The sequence below is a fragment of the Nevskia sp. genome, from assembly GCF_023266035.1.
Taxonomy (GTDB): Bacteria; Pseudomonadota; Gammaproteobacteria; order Nevskiales; family Nevskiaceae; genus Nevskia.
In genome coordinates, this window is record NZ_JAHFRY010000086.1 from 1 (window position 1) to 17,112 (window position 17,112).

Sequence of the window (17,112 nt, forward strand, 5' to 3'; positions counted from 1 at the left end):
CATGTTGTGGCCGAGGCCGCGGCTGGCGCCGGTGATAAGTGCGATTTGCTTGGTCATGATCTGCCCTCGTTGGATGGTCAGGGTGCGAAGCGCCACTAAGGCGCCCTCCCGATGTCCCAAGATAGGCAAGGCAGGCTCGAAAAGCCCGCCCGATACGCTCAAGCTCTTGCCCGATTGTCTCAATCGAATTTGCCTTGGCGGACTGACGATCGCATAGTCTGACCATGGCCGACGATCTCATTCAGCATCTGGAACTGGCGCTGCGCCACGCGCCCTCCGGTTTGACCATCACGCCGATCCCCCGCCTGGAGATCAGCGTTGGGCAGGCGACCACCGCCAAGGCGCCATGCCTCTACCGCTCGATGATCTGCTTCATTCTGCAGGGTTCAAAGCAGGTGGCGATCAACGACGATCTTCTCAGCTACGATCCCGCGCATTACCTCATCAGCGCCCTCGATCTGCCGCTGATCGGCCAGATCCTGGATGCCGATGACGGCCAACCCTATGTCGCGGTGTCCTTGGTCCTGGACCCTGCGCTGCTGGCCGATGTTGCGTCGACCATGCCGCAGGTGCGTGACACTGATCCCCACGGTATCGGCATCGCGATCAATCCGATGACGGCGCCGCTGCGCGACACCTTGCTGCGCCTGCTGTCGTTGCTCGACACCCCGGCCGACGTTCCCGTGCTTGCCCCCATGGCGGAACGTGAATTGCTCTATCGTCTCCTGCAAGGTCCGCAGGGCCGCCTGTTGCGTGAGATCGCCCAACCCGGGGGTGCGTTAGGTCGTATCCGGCGAGCGGTAGGGTGGATAAGGGACAATTACAACACCCGTTTGCGCATCGAGGTGCTATGCGATGCAAGTGGCATGAGCCGCGCCAGCCTGCATCGCCATTTTCTGGCGATTACTGGTCTCAGCCCGCTCCAGTATCAGAAACAGCTTCGGCTGCAGGAGGCGCGACAGTTGTTGCTCACTGGCGACCATAGCGCCTCCAATGTGGCCTTCGCCGTCGGCTACGAGAGCGCCTCGCAATTCAGCCGCGAATATCTCCGGCAGTTCGGCGTATCGCCGGTGCGCAACGTTCGTCAGATCAGGCAGGCGATCGGCACTTTGGCAATGGGATGAGCGGGCGCGGGGCGCGTATCTCGCTCACAAGGGCGCAGAAACAACCCAACTGGCCCGTATCCCGGACCATGAGCAGAGATCTTCCAGTCACGGCCATCGGCTCGGCAACGAGAGCTATCGCGCGTCCCGGCATCCGGGCCGCCTGTTGCGCACGCATCCACGCCGAGGACAGCCAAGCACTGATCGTGGAAGCTGTGCCCTGACGAGTCGAGGCGCCGGAGTCTGGACGGTTCAGCCGCTCCTTTGCAGCCGGTACTGGCCAGGGGAGACGCCATGCCAACGGCGAAAGGCCCTCGTGAAGCTGGCGGTGTCCGCATAGCCCAGATGGACGGCCAGTTCGTCCAGCTTCATGTCGGTCGTGCCCAGCATCTGTTCGGCCAGTTGGCGGCGGGTGTCCTCGACCAGATCGCGAAAGCTGGTGCCTTCGTCTTCCAGCCGGCGACGCAGGCTGCGCGACGACAGGTTCAAGGTCCGCGCGACCTCGTCCAGGCAGGAGACCAGACCCAGGCCGCCGAGCAGCTGCTGGCGGACCCGTCCGGCGACTCCCTCGATCTGGCGTCGCTCCAGGAGCTGTCGGCACTGATCCTCGAGCACGCGCACTAGGTGCTCATCGAAAGTGGGCAGGGGCGTCGACGCCGCTGTGAGATCCATGACGATCGCATTGCGCCGGGCCTGGCAGCGCACCGGTAGGCCGGAAAGCTGGCGGATGCGGTCGGCGGCCTCGCCGTCGAGGCCGCCGAACTCCAGGTGCCGGACGACGCGGCCGGTCAGCTGAAGTTCGCGCATCAGGTTCAGGGCCGTACCCACGTCACGTTCCAGCAGGAACTGGCGCAGCTGGACCGGTATGCCGGACGGGTCGGCGCACATGACGAAGCTGTCGCCCTCGACCGCGGACGAAAACACGCAGTAGGCCGTGCTCAGGGCGATGTAGCGCAGGGCGCGCTCCATCGCTTCGCGGAGGGACCGGCTGGTGCGCAACGTGAAACCCCAGACACCGAAAGTCGACACGCTGTAGCGCAGGCCCAGTTCGAAGCCGGGCGCCGGCTCATCCGGCAGCGCGAGGATCACGTTTTCGATCAGGCGCATTTCCTGCTCAGGGGAGGCCAGCGCGTTCGGGTCCTGAAGCATCGCCGGCGTGATGCCGGTGCCGGCCAGGCAGGTGTCGCTGTCAATCCCACGGTCTGCCGCGAAATTGAGGATAACCTGACTGATCGTCAGGCTGTGCAGGACAGGCTCGACGGCCATCGCGCTCCCCGGGTATGTAAAAAATGTGACAGAACTCGCCGCTCGTGGCCATAAATGCACGGCGGATGGCCAAGACGGCCCTCAACGCCTGGGGTTACTGCCCGTACGCTAAGACCCATTGATCAACAGAACGGCCGACGCCGACAGGAGAGGAGAGTGGCATGGAACAGAATCTGACTGCATTGAACCGGGGCGCCATCGAGGCCGCCCGCCAATACATGGGGCACTTCGCCTGGGGAACGGTGGCGCTGTCAGCGGCCGTGCTCATGGTGTTTGCCGGCAATATCGCCCTGTTCGCAGCCGGTGTCATGCCGCTGTGGGCCACGTTCGTGATCTTCGCCGCAACCACCTACATGTCCTACACGCCGGTGCATGAAGCGGCGCACGGCAACATCCACGGCGATCACGCCGGGCGAAAGTGGATCAACGACCTGTGCGGCTACGCGTGCGCGCAGATCATCATGGTCCCGTATTCCACCCATACGGTTGAGCACTTCACCCACCACCGCTACACCAATCAGCCCGGCAAGGATCCTGATGGGATCCTGAAGGGGATGACGGACAGCCCGCGGGCCTTTGTGGTGGCTGTGGCCCAGTTCATCTGGGTGCAGATCACCTTCCTGTTTCACGGCTACTGGGCAACGGCACCGCGTCGCGAAAAGGCGATCTACTGTGCCGAGGTCGGCGTGGCGATTTCCTGGCGGATCCTGCTGCTGAGCATGTTGCCCCTCCTGCCGGGCCTCGTCCTGATCGTCGCGGCTTACCTGCTCGGCCTGGTCTTCACCACCTACTGGTTCGCCTTTCGTCCGCACCATCCCTACGAGGATTCCGCGCGCTACCGCAACACCAACAGCCTGATCATGCCGAGCTGGATGAAGCCTCTCGAGTGGTTCTGGCTGGGCCAGAACCTGCATTCGATCCACCACGCCTTCCCGCGGGTACCGTTCTACAAGTACCACGCTCTGTTCCGTGAGATCGAGCCCGTCATGAGGGCCCATGGGGCGCCGGTGCTCGGCATCTTCGACCGGCAGCCGGTGGCGTCCGCCTAAGGCGGTGCGAATCGCGCGCAAGTGCCGGCCTGACCGGAATAACAAAACAGGGGCATCGGGAAAATGAAGAACATCCAAAGCAAGGTCGCGCTCGTGACGGGCGCATCCATGGGCATCGGCGCCGCCGTGTCCAAGGAACTGGCGCGCCAGGGTTGCAAGCTGGCGCTGGTGGCTCGCGGTCGCGAAGGCCTCGAAAAGATCGCCGGCGAGATTCGCGCCGCGGGCGGGCAGGCGCAGGTGTTTCCCTGCGACATGGGCGACGCCGAGGCCGTGGCCCGGACGGTGGCGGCCGTCGAGGAGGCGATGGGACCCATCGCCATCCTGGTCAACAACGCCGGTGCGGGCACCTTCAAGCCGCTGTCGGAGATGAGCCTGAAAGAGGCCATGTTGACGGTCAACCTGCCCTTCGGGGCCGCCATCGCCGCCTGCCACGCGGTGGTGCCGAGCATGATCTCCCGCCGCGAAGGTCAGATCGTCAACCTGACCAGCCCGGCCAGCTATATGCCGCTTCCCTACATGGTGCCCTACACCTCGAGCCGCCACGCGATGATGGGCCTATCGCTGTCCCTGCGCGAGGAACTGGAGCGGCATGGCATCGGCGTCTCCCTGGTCTGCCCGGCCAAGGTGGACACCGGCTATTTCGAGCGCAACGACGCCGATTTCGGCTGGTATCCGCGACTGGCGAACTGGTTCCCAGTCCTGCAGCCGGAACAGGTGGCCGTCGAGGTCGTGCGCGCCATCCGCGGCAATTATCGCGAACACATCTTTCCGTTCAGCCTGCGCTGGGCGATGCGGGTGTTCCAGAAAGCGCCGTACCTCAACCTGGTCGTTCTCAAGGCCCTGGGCTTCTTCCGGCCCGCGCGCCAGACCAAGTCTGATCCGATCAAGGATTACGATGCTTGACCTGGCAATGACGCGCGAGGTCCCGGCTACGCGACGCTCAAGGCATGGATGGGAGCGACGCACTTTCTGAAGCGAGTCCTGCGGATATTTAGCAGGAAAGTTGGCCGCGGACTAAATCGTCGAAACACGCGCGGCTGGACCGTCTGAACTCGGAATTTATAAGCCGCATCTCCCAGAATGGAATCGTCGCGACCGCCGGCGACCGATTTTCCAGGCGCCGCGATCGACAGCCGAGTTTTTCAACCGAATTCGCCGACTGCGGGCGGTCACAAAACGTCTGCTTTCGGAAGAAAGGATCACGGGTTGAACCGCGCGCTCGGGATTGCCGTATTCGGCACGCCGAATGACGGATATGGCCCGGATCAAGGCGCGCGCCGCTCCGGAAATACAACGGCAGGCAAACGGGCCGCCCGCCTTCAGGGGGTGACGGCGGCTGGTGGCCGCAGCCCCGGACCCGCGATCGGCGTGATGTCGCGCGTGTCTAGCGGCTCGCGGCATTCCGAACACACGGTGACTGGCCGAAATTTGTGGCCGCACTTCTGGTGCAGGAACTCCAGCGGCGGCCCTGCCGCTCCGGCCAGCCACTTGTCTCCCCAAGCCACCAGCGCGAGCTGCACCGAGTACCAGTCGCGCCCCATCTCGGTGAGCCGGTACTCGTAGCGTGGCGGTCGCTCCTGATAAGCGACTTTGCTCATCACCCCGAGCTTGACCAGCTTCGCCAGCCGGCTGGCGAGCAGATGCCTTGTGATGCCCAGCTGAGCCTGGAAATCATCGAAACGCCGCGTGCGCAGGAAGGCGTTGCGCAGGATCAGGATGGTCCAGCGATCGCCGACGATGGCCAGGCTGCGGGCCACCGAGCAAGACGTGCCGTCTAGTTCGCGCCACTTCATTTCCTTTCTCCAATCAGGCGTTTACCAAGTCAGGGCCAGTCTAGCTTGACAAGGTTCTATTTTGGAACTTACTGTAATAGTGCCATCGTTCAATGGCAACGTCAGTTCCTCGTTCCGGAGTCGTTTGCCGGGGTGTCGGGACGCCACTAACCGCCCGCACCGTTCCCTCAAGAAGGTTTCCATGAGCCGTACACAGACCACCCCGCAAGAGCACTGGGATGCCATCGTGATCGGGGGTGGCCTTGGCGGCCTTTCCGCCGCAGCGCATCTGACTGCTGCAGGCAAGCGCACGCTGCTGCTGGAGCGCTATTCGGTCCTCGGCGGCAGCTCCCATGTGTTCCGACGCAAGAAGCAATGGGAGTTCGACTGCGGCGTCCATTACATCGGTGGCTGCGGACAGGGCAGCTTGATGGACTCGCTGATGCGAGGCCTGGCGCTCGAAGATCGCGTGCAGTGGCTGCCCCTGGATCGCGACGGCTTCGACACCATCATCGGCCCGGATTTCGAACTGCGTGTCCCATCGGACTGGGATGGCTTCCTGGAGAATCTGCTGAGGGCCTTTCCCGCTGATGAACGTGGCCTGCGTTTCTACATCTCGGTCGTGCGCCGCATCTCCGAAAGCATGGATCGCAGTATGAATCTCGCGTCGAGGGCCGACCTGATCCAGTTCGCGCGGCGCTGTGGCTGGGCGGCCGCATGGGCCATGGTCCCGCATGCGGCACTGCTGGCCGCATGCCGTCTGAGCCCGCGAGCGTTTCTCGTACTGTCCGTGCAGGACGCGGCGACGGCCACCACCCCGATCACAGCTCCCGTGGCACTGCGTGCCGGCTTCCTGCATGACTACCTCATCGGTGGGGCCTGGTATCCGAAGGGCGGTGGCCAGATGCTGGCCGCCGGCTTCTCCGATGTGATCCTCAGTCACGGCGGCGAAATTCGTACCCAGACTCATGTGGCACGCATCGTCATCGAAAGCGGCGCCGTCAAGGGCGTGCAACTGGAGGATGGGGAGATTCTGCGTGCTCCGGCCATCGTCGCGGCAGGCGATATCAGGCGCACCTACCGCGACCTTGTCGGGTACGAAAATCTGCCGGCCTCGGTGGCCAGGAGAAGCGAAAACTGGAAGATGTCGCACCCGCTGATCAATGCCTTCTTCGGCATTGAAATCGACGTCGGCAAAACCCCCAACAGCAACTTCTATGTCATTCCCAACTGGGACGACACGACCTCGCTGTTCCGCCTGCAGCAAGGCTTGTCCAGGCGCCTGACCCAAGCGGCCAAACGGCGCCCCATGGACTGGGCGATGGACCACGCGCGCAACATGCCGGCTTTCGTGCAGTCCTCGACCCGTCGAGATCCTGACAATCGTCGCAGCGCCCCGGCCGGACACGCCGCCATCGAGGCTCAGACTCTGGCACCGGCAGACCCGCGCCTGTGGGGTTTCGACGGACATGATGTCGCTCGCGGCACCTATCGCCGCGACGGGCGCTATCAGGAGATCAAGGCCATCATCACCGACGGCCTCCTGCAGCGGGTCGAACAGGCCTACCCCGGCGCGTCCGCGAAGCTGCGTTGGAGCGAACTGGGCTCGCCCGCCTCACAGGAGCGCTTCACCCATACCAGTGGTGGTGCTGCTTTTGGCCTGGAGCCGCGCCTCTCGCAGTTCGGCCCGTTCCGTCCGGGTGTGACGACCGTAATCAAGGGCTTGTTCATGGCCGGCACCAGCACTGCCTGGGGGCCAGGCACGGTGGGCGCGATGCTCAGTGGCATGCACGCGGCCAGCGCCGTCACTGGTCGTGATCTGCAAGCCGAAGTTTGCGCTGGGGTCGTGCTCGCCGATCGCTCGCGGTTGTCGGTCAGGAAAGCAGGCTTCGATCCGCTCACCGCAACACGAATGCTGGGGCGCAAGGCAACACGAAGCGAACATCAGGATGACGAGGATGAAGACACCGCAGCCTCGCTGGTCACGTCGACCTGAAGTCTGCTGAGGCAGCCCCGCGGTCACGCGGGTCCCTTACCAAGCAATGAATCCATCTAGCACCACGCAGGAGCATCCCATGCAAGCCAAGACGCCAATCCTCCCGACACGCCGTGATCTCAAGTTCAACCCGCCGGCCGAGCGCATCCACGACTGGCTCGATGGCGGCGTGCATTTCACCCTGCTGATGAACACCATGTCGCTGGTGATTCCGGTGGGCGAGCGCTTCTTCATCGACGCCGTGCGCCACTACCGCGATCAGATCACGGACCCCGAACTGAAGAAAGCGGCGACGGCCTTCATCGGCCAGGAGGCGACGCACGGCCGCGAGCACGATGACTACAACGCGCTGATGTTTCAGCGCCTGCCAGCGGCCAAGGAATTCGAGGACAGCGTGAAGGCGCTCCTGACAAGGCTGAAGAAACGCGCGCCGCCCTCCACCCGCCTGTCCGTGACCATCGCCCTGGAACACATCACCGCGATCATGGCCGACGGCCTGCTGAGCGAGCCGTACATGATCGAAAAATCGGAACAGCACTTTGCCGCCTTGTGGAAATGGCATGCGCTGGAAGAGACCGAGCACAAAGGCGTGCCCTTCGACGTGTACGAGATGATGATGGGCCGCGGCCCGCGCGCTTACGTCGAGCGCAGCCTGACCCTGGTGGTTGCAACTGCCGTTTTCTGGGGCAAGGTTATCCCGGCGTTCATCGGCTTCGTGCGCGACGAGGGCAAGTTGAGCGATTTGAAGGGCTGGCGTGAGTTCTGGCGCGTCGGCTTCGGCGAGATCGGCTTTCTGCGCAAGATGGCGCGTCCCTGGTTCAACTACCTGCGTCCCGGCTTCCATCCCTGGGATCATGACAACAGCCACTTCCTGCAGGGCATTGAAGACTTCTCCGCGCCGTGGCAAGCCAAGGCCCTGCCCTCCGCCTGATGGGGTCTGGCGATCGTCGAGCGGCGCCCGATGTTGCTGATCTGCTACGACACGGTCCCGCCGGAACCCCTCCTGGCGACGCGGGGCCTTGCTACAGCAAGCGGTGTGGCGCTGCGGCTCGATGGCACGGCTGCCCGTGGCTGCCACTTCTACGAGATCTGGCACTTGGAAAACCGGGCGTGGCGGTGATCGCCGCCCCTGGCAATCTACGCATCGCGATCGGCATCGAATGATGCGGAATCGCGGCGCTGATCCCTCACGCCGGCCACATATGCCTTCTCGACGAGGCGCTGCGTTGGACGCCAGACGAAGCGGAATAGCCGTCCTTTCTCGCCTCATGACCTTGGATCTCGCTATCAAAGGCAAGACAGTCCATCGCCACTGAAGAGCCTCGGTTGCTGCCGTCGATCTCGCCTCCAGGTTGGAGAAGCGATTTCGAGATCCGTCGATTCCGGAAGTTATCCGGACGAAGTGATTCCAGGCTTGCTCAAGCTTCCTCAAGCCCCTTCCTGAACACTTGGACCTGGGATCGAATTCCCGACGCGATGGCCTCCCACGTTGCACCGGGAAAGTCAGACGGCAACCTGCCCTCGACAGCCTGCAGCGCTGACTCTGCCCGCTCGATGAGGCCGAGCATGGCCTCCCACACCGCGACGCCGCCGTTCCTCATTGCCAGTGCATGCCAATGCCGGGCCTGGATGGTGTGAAGCAGGTAGTGAGCATTTTTTGAGCGCAGCGCCATCGCCAGCTTCGCCTTGTGCCACCGAGCGTGATGCGGACCTTCCCCAAAGTAGGGCCACAGCGAAATGATGTCGTAAAGCGGTGTCATCCCGTAGCGGTCACCCTGCTCGAGGAAGATGGAGTAGTTTTTGGCGTGACCATCGGTGGCGGCCAGCAACCAGTAGCTGAGCTGTGCCAACTGGAAGGTCAGGCGATCGGTCGGGGCATCATCGCTACCGCCCAGCAAGCCGAGGCACCGAGCAATCCCGGGGCCGTTGTCGGCCTCGTACTTATGGCGAGGTGGATAACCCAGGGCTTGGCAAAAGTCTTCCTGGGGCAGTCTCGCAATCCAGCGGCCGTCGTCCATCCACTGGCGATCGAAGCGCTCGACCACGAGCACCCGTTGGCCGCCAAATTGCCCCATCTCCGTCGATGCGACGGGCAAACCCAGTTCGCCCACGATCTGCGCGCACAACCACTCGTTCTGGACCGAGTTCGCCAAGTCGACCTGGCGTGTCCCGCCGACGATCCCCAACGGCAGCTTCAGAATGTGCGTGGTTGGGGTGGCGCCCAAAGGCCGGCCCCATCCATCGCCAAGTTTCAGCAAGGCCGTCTTCTCTTGTGCCCCTGCGAGAGAGATGCGGAAGAACGCATCGTCGTCGTGGTTGGCCCCGACGGTGGGCATCTCCAGCAGGAGTTCTGCAACCTTTTCCTCGCTGACCGGCTCGTAGGCCAGACTGTCCCACCCCTCTGGCATCGCGCCTTCAGGTAGCAGCTGCACTGCCCCCACACAATCACGGCCGATCGCTTCGAGCAGGGAATAGGGATCGGTTCCCCGTGTACCGAAGCGCCGACTGATGCGCTCGCGGATGCGGTCGTTGTCAGGTAGCAGGTTGTCGAAATAGCTTTCGACCACCGGGCCCCGAATCTCCAGCGAAGGCGTGATCGGCAGGGAAAGGGACAGCGATCGGACTCTTTCCGAACGTAGCCAGGATTCCGCATAACGGAAGGCATGAACCCCGCGAACCACCGACCAACTGCCAACCCGTTCGCCGTTCATCCAGACGGCAAGGGACGCACTCACCAAGAGCCTTTCTTGGGTTGGATGACCCGGTGGCGGACCGGCGTTGGCGTCCCGCTCGCATTCAGCTTCCTCGGGACTTGCAGATCGGTCGCGGCGGGTGTGTTCGGCTTTTTGCGTGCAGCACCCTCCGATTCTCCGCCCGCCTCTTGGGGCAAACCCACTGTCGCAGTTCCGCGCAGGGGGTTTCGCACCGCAATACGGCTCAGCTTTTTTATTACTTGAGGGCTGTGCTCGCCCGTGACTTGCTCAGGCAGCGAGTCCTTGAGCACCACGCTGACGTCCAATAGCGACAAAAGCTGAAGCATTTGGTCGAAGCTGACAGTTCCGGGGGAGCGCTCAATTTCCGCGATGCGCGCCTGCCCCACGCCAAGGCGATCACCCAGTTCAGCCTGCGTCAGTCCACGCGCCTTGCGCAGGGCGCGGAGTTGATGGCGAATCTGATCGGTAAACCGAATTGGGTAGTCCATGGCCGCGCCAACCTTCGTTGCGCGCAATTTATTGGCTTAAACAAATAATGTCAATTTAGTTGTTTTGACGAATATTTAAACCGCATCGGCTATCACCAATATTTTCCGACTCCGCCCCTCGCGGACCGAGCGACTTCGGCCCGCCCCGCTCCAAGACGTCGAACCTCCTAGCCCGCCGAAATCTCATCAGCGCGATCCGATCTCTCCCGCCTACCGCCAGAGGCGGGAGTTCGAGCCCGGATGGAAATTCATCCCCACTCTCGGACCTGACGGAAGGAACTCATACAGGCGGCAAAATCTTATTCGACGATGCCAAGCCACGCGTAGCCAACGATCAGGAGACATGGCAGCCGTCACAGATGACGACACTTAAGCCTTTGCCTCGCCTAGCCTAGCCACTCGCACGCGGAAGACTCAGCACGAAGCTGACACCGTCGGCGACGTTCAGCGCGGTGACCGTCCCCGCCATCTTCGCCATATAGGTTTTTGCGACAAACAGACCCTGACCGCGATTGTTTCGGTTGCTTCTGTCTGCGGGGTCCGAGACCCCGTACTCGAAGATCTTGTCGATCAGATCGTCGGCGATATGCGGCCCTTGGTTGGCGATCGCGATGGTCGCACTACCATCGCTGACACCAAGCTGAATCCGAATCGATGTACCCCTGATTCGATAGCGCTCGGCATTCACTAGGATATGGGTCACCACATCCTCGAGCGAATGTTCGTTGGCACGCACGAGTACCTTCTCATCGGCATCGTCAAACGCCACGCTGTCAATGCCGATGCAGGAGGCATTATCGGCCACCTGCTTCAGGAAGCTGCCCAGATCAAGGATCTCCAGCTGAAGATTGGTCGACTGAAAGGCCTCGCTCGGCGAGGCACTGCCGTAGAGCACTCGCACCGCGCGTTGCATGCGCTCGATGTAGCGGCGGCTGCCGTTGTCGCCTTCGCCATGCAGGGCCATCAGCGACTGCAGTGGCGACATGATTTCGTGGCCGACCGCGTGCCACATGTCTTTCTCCTGCTCGGCACGGATATGTTCGCGATCGACGTCTTCCTGCACGCGTTGCAGCAGATCCGACAGGCAACCGGCGAGCACGCCGAGCTCATCGGCGCCGCGCAGATCGCTGAGATCGAGTCGCCCCAGACTGTTTGATCCCTTGACCGTCTTCGAGACTGAATCCGCACGCCGCGTGAGCACCGTGATGCGACTGATGATGCCGATCTCCATCGCAAGCCAGGCCAGCAGGATCGCCAGCAGCATCGCGACCACGAACCAGGACACACGAGTCGCCACCACGCTGATCAGCTTGTTGACCGTGCGCACGTCGCCCCGCAAGGCCAGTTCGTAGCGCCCTGCTTGAGTGGCGATGACTTCCAGCGTCTCGATCGGGGCCTGGTCTCGATCGAACAGATAGCGGCGCAACAGGCGATCCAGCAGACGCGAGGCAGGTGCAGGCGTGTTGTCGGCACCTACGAGCGTGAGCACGTCGGCCGCGCCTTCACGCGTCAGCTTGCGTATCCGCAGGGTTTCGCCGGGCAACAGCAACGGCGCAAGATCATTGAGCGAGAACGGCGGCGTCGCTTGCGGACTGGCGCTATCGAGCAGAGCCGGGCCATCGCCCGGAGGCAGCACTTCGACGTGCACGTCGATCCGGTTCAGGTCGGCCGGCGGCCAGACCGGTCGGCCTTGACCCGCGAACAGTGCATCGCGCAGCACATCTACCGGCAGACGCACCGAGAAAAAGGCGCGCTTGCTGCACGGGGTCGGCGCAGTGGCTAGTGGCTCCTCGAGACATTGACTCGCCTGCCAAAGCCAGCCGCGGAAGTCCTTGACTGGGCGAGACGCGAACTCGCCGCTACCGTTGTCGGCGAAGCCCGTCAGGCGCCCCCTGCGGCCGGAGGCATCAGCCGGCCCGCTGGCTTCGAAGGGCGCCAGCCATTGGTAGTGGCGGCCGCGCAGATCGACACTGATCCGCACTCGATGCGCATTGCTCAGCATCCGATCGCCGCGCTCGTGCTCGACCAGATCGGCCGCCGCAAAACTGCCTGCAACGTAGATGAAACCACCGGCCCAAGGATTGTTGCCGATCGCGACGCAGACCTCGTCATCACTGGCGTATTCGACCATGCAACCGGCCATCTCGATCGCCTGCTGGACCTTGCTCTGGTCGTCGAAATCGAGCGCCGAGAACGGCAATAGCAGCGGGTGCAGCCGAGTTGGCGCGGCTGAATCATCGGCCTCGCTGATGGCCGTCGGCTGCGGGGGATTCAGCAGTGCCAGTTGACCGGCAGGGTGACGCAAGCGCGCCGCGATCTGGGCCGCGTTCTTGTTCAGGCCATCTTCGTAATTGCGATAGCTGAGCTGCTGTTCCTGTTGCAGCAGGAACAGCGCCATGGCGACCGCGCCGATGATCAGCAGCAGGAAGGCGCCACGAAACAGGAGCCGCAGGCGATAGGGCGCCGGATTCAGCCGCCGCCCGAGCGCGTCCAAGCTCATCGAGGGCTACGTCCCGCCGCCTGAATGCTGACCCAGCGGAAGCCACGCATCGGTACGTTCTCGATGCTGTCGAATGACGCGTCGATCTCCTTGAAGGCTTCGCGGATCGTGCTGACGTGCTTGCGGATGTTGTCGCGATTGCGGCCGCTCTTGACCACCTCGAACAGGTCTTCGTAAGACACCACTTCGCCGCGCCGCTGGTACAGCGCATCGAGAATTCGCTGGGCGGTCAGCGGCAGATTGATGCGGCTGCCACGCCAGATGGGCGTGCGCTGACGTAGCGGGTCGAGCGACAGCTCATCGTCCAGCGGAGTGGCAGCAACGTCTGATGCGCTGCGCAGGTCTTTCGAGGCACGCAGGATTTCCAGAAAGGTTTCGACGAAATCGGCCTCCTCGAAGGTCGTTTTCTGCAGGTAATCCCAGGCGTCGAGCGCGCGCATGATGCTTCGGTAGATCGTCGCCGGCATCGCCGAGATCACCAGCACCGGCGTGCCGCCACGCTTGTTGATCGCATTGATCAGCGCGACACCGGCATGACGTTCACGGCCAAGTTCGATATCGAGCGTGATCACGTCGTAATGCTCGCGTGCAATCGCCAGTTCGGCCGCATCGCGCGTGAACCATTGATCAACCTGCAGACCCGGTCGCGCGGCCTCGATCCAGCCCTTGAGCTGGTTGCTGGTGGGCAGATCGTCTTCGATGACGGCGACTCTCGGCATGCCTTGCTCCACGGGGATACGGGTCCCGGTCGCTCGCATTATCGAGTGCATCACCCGCTTCCGGTTGTGAAGGTTTCTTCCGGCGCCGGAGCCTCGTCTCCGCCCTACGACGAATCTGCCCCTACGGCCGCATTGAGTGCTCCGCGAAGCGGCCGGCACGATGCCATCACGGAAATGCGGCGCGGCTGGCACTGCTTTCCGGGCCGGCGGAACGTCCGGCTCATCACCAGCCAACGGGCATCGATCGAGGAGTGGGGAGCATGGGCAACAGGATTTCGCGAGGCGCACAGGCTGCAAAGGAACGCTTGAGCCGCGCGGCCGGAGGTATCGGTCAGCTGACAACACATTCGCTGCGGATCGTCGGCGACAAGCGTCTACAGCTCATCAGCGTCGGACTGGTTGCAGCCGGAGCCTACGGCTTGTACCGGCATCCGCCGATGCAGCGGCTGGACAATGGCGAAGTCGGCATTCGCAGCAACGCACTGCTCGGTACCGTCCGCGAGTTCGGCGAAGGCACGGTGATCGTGCTGCCGGGCCTGCACCATCTGCGCCGCTTTCCACTGCGCGATCAGGTCTATCGGCCGGCGCAGGGCGAAGACGATCGTGCGCCGTTCCAATCGATGGAGGGCTTGTCGCTCGGTGTCGATCTGTCGATCCGCTATGCGCTCGATCCGGCAAAGATCGTCGGCATTGCAAAGCGCCTGCCGGACGACATCGCGGCCGAGATCGTCGAGCCTGCGGTACAGGGTGCGATCTACAAGGTGTTCACGCGCTACACGGTCAAGGAAATCTTCTCGACCAAACGCGCCGAGATCCAGCAGGCCATCGAGGACAGCCTGCGGCCGGAGTTGGCGGGTGACGGCATCCTGCTGCGCAACGTCCAGATCGGCAAAGTCGCGCTGCCCGCCGACTATCGCGCCGGCATGGATCGGCTGCTCGCGGAAGAACTCGCGACCGAGAAGATGCGCTACACGCTGGAGCTGAAGGACAAGCTGGTCAAGCAGTCCGAACTGGAAGCCGAGGCCGACAAGGTCCGCCGCGAGAAAGACGCGGAAGCTGCCGGCAACGAACAGATCATCGCCGCGAAAGCGCAGAGCGAAGCGATGAAGCACGTGCTGCCGTTCAAGCAGAAACAGGTCGAGCAGCGCCAACTGGAAGCCGAGGCCGACAAGGTCTCGCGCATCCGCACTGCCGAGGGTATGGCCGAGGCGCGCCGTATCGAGGCCCAGGGCGAGGCCGATTCGCGCGTCAAACTGGCCGAGGCCGAGGCTTACCGGCAGGACCGACTCGGCAAGATTGCCAGCGCTCAGCTTGAGCGTGACGGTGCGCTGCTGACCAAGAACCCGCTGCTGATTCAGAAAACCATGGCCGACAAGCTGTCGGACAAGGTGCAGGTGATCATTGCGCCGTCGCCCGCCAGTGGCGGCTTCATTGGCTCGGCGCTGCTCGGCGAAGGCAAGGGTCTCCAAAAAGTCAGTGCTGAAGTCAGCGATGGGGAGATCCGCTAATGCTGCTCTCTACGCTCGCTGCCCTGGCGATCGTGACGCAGGATCAGGCTGCGCTGCGGGTCTCGCCACGCGATTCCGCGCAGCAGCAGACGGTACTTACGCAGGGTGATGCGCTTGAAATCCGCGGTACGCGCATGGACTACCTTCAGGTCTACGACCATCGCCGCGAACGCGCCGGCTATGTTCGCGCTACCCAAGTCCGGCCGATTTCGACGGAGGCCGCCGATGCCCCGGACCTGCTATCGGTGCTTCGCTTCGTGCGCGATGCCCCAGGACAGGAAGCGCTCGGCATTGCCTATGCAGCGGCCTACCTGAAGGCCGCGCCGGTGGAGGCGATCACCGCGGAGCCTTTCGATGCGCTCGGCAGCATGGCCGATCGTCTCGCCCAACGCGCTTCGGCGCGCCAGGGCAAGGTCGACGGCCCCCGGCTGGCTGCCGCGCTCGAAGTAGCCGCAAGCTACGGCGTGGTCATTGGCAGTTTCGAACGCGATGGGCAGATTCAGCTCTGTTACGACGGCGATGCGTTTCGCCGCGTGCTGGCGTTGCCTTCCAGCGATGAGCAACGGGCACGGGCCGCGCTTGCGCTGACTCGGCACGATTGTGTCGATCCGAATCTGGGGCCGGTACAAGGCCAGGTACTGGACCTGTGGCGCGCCGAGGTGCTCGACCAGGTTGATCTCAAGAATCTGCCTGACACCTTGAAGAACCGCGTGCGTCTACGCCGTGCCGGGGTCTGGGCGGGTCTCGCCTTTGCCCACGCGCATCGAGGTGAACCGGCGGCAGGAAGTGCCGAACGCGCCTTGCAGGAGCTTGCCGCCATCAACAAGGCTGAACTCGCCGATGAGGACCTGGCGGTCTACAACGAGGCCGCCGTGAGAGTGGGCGCCTCGCTTTGGGCAGCGGAACCCGAGAGCAAGCCCAATCCCCGACTTGGCATCACCACTGTAGCCGGCGAGCCTGGCGAAACCTGCGTGCTGCTCACGGATGCCAAGCATGACGCCCGATCGCCGTTGGTGAAGCGCTGTACCTATTCCACCGTCTGGCCCGCGTCGGCCGCAATCAATGCCAATGCGACGGTGCTGACCTTGGCGGTGCAGCCAATGCCGTCCTGGCGTGAACTGTGGGTGTTCCGCAAGACCGGGGACGTCTGGACGGCCGACGTGCTGCCTCCAGCCAGTAGTGATCCCGGTATCGGTTACGCAGAGTTCGCCGGCTGGGTGCCAGGCAGCCGACAAATGCTGGTAACGCGGGAAGCCAAGGTAAGCGGTCGTTGGCTGCGCAGCTTCGAAGTCGTACAGCTCGACACGCTGAATACCGAGAAGCGCGCTGATCGGCCAGAGGCCTTGAGCTTGTTCTATCGCTGGCAGTCAGCCGCCTGGAAAAATCAGACCGTGAGCCTGCGCTGAGAGCCACTACAACGGCAATCAAACCGTCGAGCTCTGTTCGTGAAAAAGAAAGCCCTTCGGAGGGCATAGCAGTATCCAGCTCCAAGTGGCGCGCATCTTTATAAATCGTTTTTAATCAATATTTTGTAGCGCTATTACTTAAATTTTTGGCAGCCGCGAGATGGATTGATGACGATCTAAGCAACTCGTCGTCATTTGTGCAAAATCATAGCAATGACCACATCCCTACCCCCGGCTTCGAAGCGGAAACGAGCCCCGGAAAGCCGGATGCCGGCAGGGGCAGTCCGGACGGTGTCGTTGGCCCTTATCGACAGGCCGTCGGGCATGCCACCCGCGCCTACGCTGTCGCGCAGACCGGACATCGAGCCAGGCAGCGACGTCCTCGCAGCGATCGAACTGATGCGTCCGGTCATCGTCCGGGAAACAGGCGATGGCCGGTTCGAATGCGTGGGTAATGTCGAAATTTTCGACTGGCTTGTCGACCTATCGACGAGACCTCGACGCGCGGACCGGGACCGGAAGATCCGAGTCGTGGTCGTACCCACCGATGCCCCGTTTCAGGACCTGCTCCAGAAAGTCGAGCAACACGTC

General features: G+C 63.0%; 14 protein-coding genes. 8 read left to right on the top strand and 6 right to left on the bottom strand.

Annotated elements, in window-relative coordinates; translation table 11 throughout:
* Positions 1 to 224: 224 nt before the first annotated feature.
* Positions 225 to 1,124 carry an AraC family transcriptional regulator gene (locus Q0D45_RS13910; protein WP_293393840.1) on the top strand — a complete coding sequence of 300 codons (900 nt, stop codon included), beginning with the start codon at positions 225 to 227 and terminating at the stop codon, positions 1,122 to 1,124.
* A gap of 231 nt (positions 1,125 to 1,355) precedes the next feature.
* Here Q0D45_RS13910 and Q0D45_RS13915 read toward each other — a convergent pair whose 3' ends face one another.
* A complete protein-coding gene (locus tag Q0D45_RS13915) occupies positions 1,356 to 2,369 on the bottom strand; it encodes an AraC family transcriptional regulator (protein WP_293393842.1) in 1,014 nt (337 codons plus the stop codon).
* Positions 2,370 to 2,530: 161 nt separating this feature from the next.
* Here Q0D45_RS13915 and Q0D45_RS13920 point away from each other — a divergent pair, with 161 nt between their 5' ends.
* Together Q0D45_RS13920 and Q0D45_RS13925 are read left to right on the top strand one after the other, a co-directional pair.
* On the top strand, positions 2,531 to 3,418 hold the full coding sequence (locus tag Q0D45_RS13920) for a fatty acid desaturase (RefSeq protein WP_293393844.1): 888 nt from the start codon (positions 2,531 to 2,533) through the stop codon (positions 3,416 to 3,418).
* Between the two features lie 63 nt (positions 3,419 to 3,481).
* Entirely contained in the window at positions 3,482 to 4,321 is an 840-nt protein-coding gene (locus Q0D45_RS13925; RefSeq protein ID WP_293393846.1) for an SDR family NAD(P)-dependent oxidoreductase, read from the top strand.
* 416 nt (positions 4,322 to 4,737) lie between these two features.
* On the opposite strand, the gene Q0D45_RS13930 is transcribed toward Q0D45_RS13925, so the two are convergent.
* On the bottom strand, positions 4,738 to 5,211 hold the full coding sequence (locus Q0D45_RS13930) for a helix-turn-helix domain-containing protein (RefSeq protein WP_293393848.1): 474 nt from the start codon (positions 5,209 to 5,211) through the stop codon (positions 4,738 to 4,740).
* Positions 5,212 to 5,392: 181 nt separating this feature from the next.
* Between Q0D45_RS13930 and Q0D45_RS13935 the strand changes: the two genes are divergently transcribed.
* Together Q0D45_RS13935 and Q0D45_RS13940 are read left to right on the top strand one after the other, a co-directional pair.
* On the top strand, positions 5,393 to 7,186 hold the full coding sequence (locus Q0D45_RS13935) for an NAD(P)/FAD-dependent oxidoreductase (protein ID WP_293393850.1): 1,794 nt from the start codon (positions 5,393 to 5,395) through the stop codon (positions 7,184 to 7,186).
* A gap of 79 nt (positions 7,187 to 7,265) precedes the next feature.
* Positions 7,266 to 8,117 (top strand): metal-dependent hydrolase, encoded by an 852-nt coding sequence (locus Q0D45_RS13940; RefSeq protein WP_293393852.1) that lies wholly within the window; start codon positions 7,266 to 7,268, stop codon positions 8,115 to 8,117.
* Positions 8,118 to 8,604: 487 nt separating this feature from the next.
* Here the strand turns inward: Q0D45_RS13940 and Q0D45_RS13945 are convergent, their stop codons facing one another.
* From Q0D45_RS13945 to Q0D45_RS13960, 4 genes are all read right to left on the bottom strand, one after another.
* Entirely contained in the window at positions 8,605 to 9,897 is a 1,293-nt protein-coding gene (locus Q0D45_RS13945; protein WP_293393854.1) for a type II toxin-antitoxin system HipA family toxin, read from the bottom strand.
* Between the two features lie 20 nt (positions 9,898 to 9,917).
* The gene (locus Q0D45_RS13950) at positions 9,918 to 10,388 is read right to left on the bottom strand and encodes a helix-turn-helix domain-containing protein (protein WP_293393856.1); all 471 of its coding nucleotides are present in this window, start codon (positions 10,386 to 10,388) and stop codon (positions 9,918 to 9,920) included.
* 391 nt (positions 10,389 to 10,779) lie between these two features.
* Positions 10,780 to 12,888, bottom strand: a complete 2,109-nt coding sequence (locus tag Q0D45_RS13955; RefSeq protein ID WP_293393858.1) for a HAMP domain-containing sensor histidine kinase — start codon at positions 12,886 to 12,888, stop codon at positions 10,780 to 10,782.
* Entirely contained in the window at positions 12,885 to 13,607 is a 723-nt protein-coding gene (locus Q0D45_RS13960) for a response regulator (RefSeq protein ID WP_293393860.1), read from the bottom strand. The genes Q0D45_RS13955 and Q0D45_RS13960 overlap by 4 nt, the downstream gene beginning before the upstream one ends.
* A 260-nt stretch (positions 13,608 to 13,867) precedes the next feature.
* On the opposite strand from Q0D45_RS13960, the gene Q0D45_RS13965 reads away from it, so the two are divergent.
* The 3 genes from Q0D45_RS13965 to Q0D45_RS13975 all read left to right on the top strand — a co-directional run.
* Positions 13,868 to 15,115, top strand: a complete 1,248-nt coding sequence (locus tag Q0D45_RS13965) for an SPFH domain-containing protein (RefSeq protein WP_293393862.1) — start codon at positions 13,868 to 13,870, stop codon at positions 15,113 to 15,115.
* Complete coding sequence (locus tag Q0D45_RS13970) at positions 15,115 to 16,521, top strand: hypothetical protein (protein WP_293393864.1); 1,407 nt, start codon at positions 15,115 to 15,117, stop codon at positions 16,519 to 16,521. The genes Q0D45_RS13965 and Q0D45_RS13970 overlap by 1 nt, the downstream gene beginning before the upstream one ends.
* Before the next feature lie 297 nt (positions 16,522 to 16,818).
* Positions 16,819 to 17,112: hypothetical protein (locus Q0D45_RS13975; protein WP_293393866.1), on the top strand; the 294-nt coding region annotated here is incomplete at its 3' end.